The organism is Pseudomonas sp. NPDC087817 (genome assembly GCF_044742875.1).
Classification (GTDB): Bacteria; Pseudomonadota; Gammaproteobacteria; order Pseudomonadales; family Pseudomonadaceae; genus Aquipseudomonas.
The window spans coordinates 1-4,472 of sequence record NZ_JBIUVJ010000131.1 but is presented as its reverse complement, the minus strand read 5'-3'; the positions used below and the strand labels follow the sequence as shown (position 1 = coordinate 4,472).

The following is a 4,472-nucleotide window of genomic DNA, read 5'->3' as shown; positions in this document are numbered from 1 at the left end:
TCGACTTGCTGGTGCGCCAGCAGAAAGCCGTGCTGATCGACCCTGTCGAACGCCAGACCGAAATGCAGGACTGAGGATAATTTTATGCACCCACACTTGATCAAATTACTCAGCCTGTCGGCCCTGACCGTGGGCATTCTCGCGGCCAGCAATGCGGCGCGTGCAGACGACACGCAAGCGCCGAAATTCACTGCCGAGCCGTGCTGCAACCTGTGCCCGGAAGCCCATGATGCGAAGAACTACACCACGCGTTATCAGCAGAACTTCACTACGTTGGTGCAGGCGCAGGGCGACTGGTTGTTCCGGACTCAGGAAGATTTGCGCACCGAGTTCAACACCACTCCGGCCGGCTACAAACGCCTGCAACAACTGCACGATGCGTTCAAGGCCAAGGGCGTTGAGCTGGTGATCGTTTACCAGCCGACCCGTGGCCTGGTGAACCGCAACAAGCTCAACCCGCAGGAAAAAGCCGCGTTCGATTACGAGAAAGCGCTGGGCAACTACAAGACCATGCTCGGCCGTTTCGCCAAGATGGGCTACGTGGTGCCAGACCTGTCGCCGCTGACCAACGAATCGCTGCCGGACACCCTGCCCGCCCACGACTTCTACTTCCGCGGTGACCAGCACTGGACACCATACGGCGCTCAGCGCACGGCAAAAATCGTCGCCGAGAAGGTCAAGCAGATCCCGGCCTTCGCCGACATTCCCAAGCGTGAGTTCGAGACCAAGCGCTCCGGGCGCATGGGCAAGACCGGCACTCTGCACAACATGGCCGGACAACTGTGCGGCACCAGTTACGCGATCCAGTACATGGACCAGTTCACCACCGAGCCTAAGGGCGAGGCCGGTGACGGCGATCTGTTCGGTGATTCCGGCAACCCGCAAATCACCCTGGTCGGGACCTCGCACAGCGGCAAGAACTACAACTTCGCCGGCTTCCTCGAAGAGGCCATCGGCGCCGATATTCTCAACGTCGCGTTCCCCGGCGGTGGTCTGGAAGGTTCGATGTTGCAGTATCTGGGCAGCGACGAATTCCAGAAGACCCCACCGAAAATTCTCATCTGGGAATTCTCGCCGCTGTACCGCCTCGACCAGGAAACCATCTATCGCCAGATGATGGCGCTGCTGGATAACGGCTGCGAAGGCAAAGACGCGCAGATGTCTGCCAGCACCACGCTGAAGGCAGGCACCAAGCAAGAACTGCTGGTCAACAGCAAGAACCTGAACCTGCAGAACAGCAGCCATCAGGTCGACATCCGCTTCGCCGACACCTCGGTGAAAACCCTGCAAGCCACCCTCTGGTACATGAACGGTCGCCACGAGGACATCAAGATCGAGAAACCGGAAACCTCCGACACCGACGGTCGTTTCGCCTTTGAGCTGCGCACGGACGAAGACTGGGCCTCGCAAAATCTGCTGGCGGTCGAAGTCCAGGGCCCTGAAGCCGGCGCCGCGCCACAGAAAGTCGAAGCGAAAATCTGCAAACGCAACGTATTCCCGGGCGCTGGGCCACAAACCGCTCAGGTCGGGCAATGAGGTCTGCTATGCGAAATCCGAAATTGAAATCTTTATTGGCACCGACGCTGTTGAGCCTGGCGATGTTCGCCGGGGCCACTCAGGCCGCCGCGCCTTTGCGGCCACCTCAGGGCTACTTTGCGCCTGTGGATAAATTCAAGACTGGCGACAAAAGCGAAGGCTGCGATGCGATGCCGGCGCCGTACACCGGTCCGCTGCAATTTCGCAGCAAGTACGAAGGTTCCGACAAGGCCCGTTCGACGCTGAACGTGCAGTCGGAAAAAGCCTTCCGCGACACCACCAAAGACATCACCACGCTGGAACGCGGCACCGCCAAACGGGTGATGCAGTTCATGCGCGACGGTCGCCCGGAGCAGCTCGACTGCACGCTGAACTGGCTGACCGCGTGGGCCAAGGCCGATGCGTTGATGTCGAAGGACTTCAACCACACCGGCAAGTCGATGCGCAAATGGGCGTTGGGCAGCATGGCCTCTTCGTACATTCGCCTGAAATTCTCCGACTCGCATCCGCTGGCACAGCATCAGCAGCAAGCGCAGGAGATCGAAGCGTGGTTCAGCAAGATGGCCGATCAGGTGGTCAGCGACTGGGACAACCTGCCGCTGGAAAAAACCAACAACCACTCGTACTGGGCGGCATGGTCGGTGATGGCGACTTCGGTCGCAACCAACCGCCGTGACCTGTTCGATTGGGCGGTCAAGGAATACAAGGTCGGCGCCAATCAAGTCGATGCCGACGGTTACCTGCCGAACGAACTCAAGCGCCAGCAACGCGCCCTCGCCTATCACAACTACGCCTTGCCGCCGCTGGCGATGATCGCCAGTTTTGCCCAGGTCAACGGTGTGGATCTGCGTCAGGAGAACAACGGTGCGCTGAAGCGTCTGGGTGATCGAGTGCTGTCGGGTGTGAAAGACCCGGAACAATTCGAGAAGAAGAACGGCAAAGAGCAGGACATGACCGATCTGAAAGAGGACATGAAATTCGCCTGGCTTGAACCGTTCTGCACGCTCTACACCTGCCCGGCCGATGTCATCGAGAAGAAGCGTGGCATGCAGCCGTTCAAGACCTTCCGCCTCGGCGGGGATCTGACCAAGGTCTATGACCCGGCGCATGAAAAGGGCAACAAAGGTTCGTAAGGCAGGACACAAAACCCTGTGGGAGCTGGCTTGCCAGCGATTGCATTCCGACATTCAACACTGATGTCGACTGACCCGACGCTATCGCTGGCAAGCCAGCTCCCACAAGGGTTGTGGTGAATCTGGATGCAATACATCCCCCGGTTTTTTTGGGGGGGTTTGGGGGGGCTTTGGCCCTTGACTGTTGGTTCAAACATGGAGAGATCGGGATGGTATTTTCATCCAACGTGTTCCTGTTTCTGTTCTTGCCGATCTTTCTCGGCTTGTACTACTTGAGCGGGCAACGCTATCGCAATTTGCTGCTGCTGATCGCCAGCTACGTGTTCTACGCCTGGTGGCGAGTGGACTTCCTCGCGCTATTCGCCGCCGTCACGCTGTGGAACTACTGGATCGGCCTCAAAGTCGGTGCCGCCGGCGTGCGTACCAAACCGGCGCAGCGCTGGCTGCTGCTCGGTGTGGCGGTGGACCTGTGCATCCTCGGCTACTTCAAGTACGCCAACTTCGGCGTCGACAGCATCAACGCGATGATGACGTCGGTCGGTCTTGAGCCGTTCATCCTCACCCATGTGCTGCTGCCGATCGGGATCTCGTTCTACATTTTCGAATCGATCAGCTACATCATCGATGTGTATCGCGGCGACACCCCGGCTACCCGCAACCTGATCGACTTTGCCGCGTTCGTGGCAATCTTCCCGCACCTGATTGCCGGCCCGGTTCTGCGTTTCCGCGACCTCGCCGACCAGTTCAACAACCGCACGCACACCCTCGACAAGTTCTCCGAGGGCTGCACGCGGTTCATGCAGGGTTTCATCAAGAAGGTCTTCATCGCCGACACCCTCGCGGTGGTCGCCGACCATTGCTTCGCCCTGCAAAACCCGACCACCGGCGATGCCTGGCTCGGCGCGCTGGCCTACACCGCGCAGCTGTATTTCGACTTCTCCGGTTACAGCGACATGGCCATCGGTCTGGGCTTGATGATGGGTTTCCGCTTCATGGAAAACTTCAAACAGCCGTACATCAGCCAGTCGATCACCGAGTTCTGGCGCCGCTGGCACATCAGCCTGTCGACCTGGCTGCGCGACTATCTGTACATCACCCTCGGCGGTAACCGCAAAGGCACGCTGATGACCTATCGCAACCTGTTCCTGACCATGCTCCTCGGTGGTCTGTGGCACGGCGCGAACATCACTTACATCGTTTGGGGCGCCTGGCACGGCATGTGGCTGGCAATTGAAAAAGCGCTGGGCCTGAACACCTCGCCGCGCAGCCTTAACCCGATCCGCTGGGCGCTGACCTTCCTCCTCGTGGTCATGGGCTGGGTGATCTTCCGCGCCGAGAACCTGCACGTTGCCGGGCGCATGTACGGCGCGATGTTCAGCTTCGGCGACTGGTCGCTGTCGGAACTCAATCAGGCCAGTCTCACCGGTCTGCAAGTGGCGACTCTGGTGGTGGCGTACGTGACGCTGGCGTTCTTCGGTCTGCGTGATCTGTACACCAACCAGCCGCCGGCCAAGACCAAACCTGAAGTCAACGTCGAGGCCAACGGCCCTGCGACGGCGACCCCGGGGATGATCAAAGCCGCTCCTGGCGAAAATCCGGCAAGCATCCACGAGCCAGGCTACACCGTCGGCGTCGAAGCCCAGGTGCAACCGGCTTACTGGACGGCGGATTGGTCACGCTACGTGATGCGCGGCCTGATCCTGCTGCTGTTCATCGCCTCGATTCTCAAACTCTCGGCGCAAAGCTTCTCGCCGTTCCTTTACTTCCAGTTCTGAGGGATCTGACATGACCCGCACCTGACGC

At 59.5% G+C, this 4,472-nt stretch carries 3 protein-coding genes; all 3 read left to right on the top strand.

The features are described from left to right. Positions 1-84 precede the first annotated feature (84 nt). On the top strand, positions 85-1,536 hold the full coding sequence (locus ACIONG_RS29830; protein ID WP_401304559.1) for an alginate O-acetyltransferase: 1,452 nt from the start codon (positions 85-87) through the stop codon (positions 1,534-1,536). A gap of 8 nt (positions 1,537-1,544) precedes the next feature. Then, positions 1,545-2,669 carry a mannuronate-specific alginate lyase gene (locus ACIONG_RS29825; protein WP_401304556.1) on the top strand — a complete coding sequence of 375 codons (1,125 nt, stop codon included), beginning with the start codon at positions 1,545-1,547 and terminating at the stop codon, positions 2,667-2,669. A gap of 209 nt (positions 2,670-2,878) precedes the next feature. Further along, positions 2,879-4,444: an MBOAT family protein gene (locus tag ACIONG_RS29820; protein WP_093436261.1), complete on the top strand. Its 1,566-nt coding sequence runs from the start codon at positions 2,879-2,881 to the stop codon at positions 4,442-4,444. The last annotated feature ends 28 nt before the right edge of the window (positions 4,445-4,472 follow it).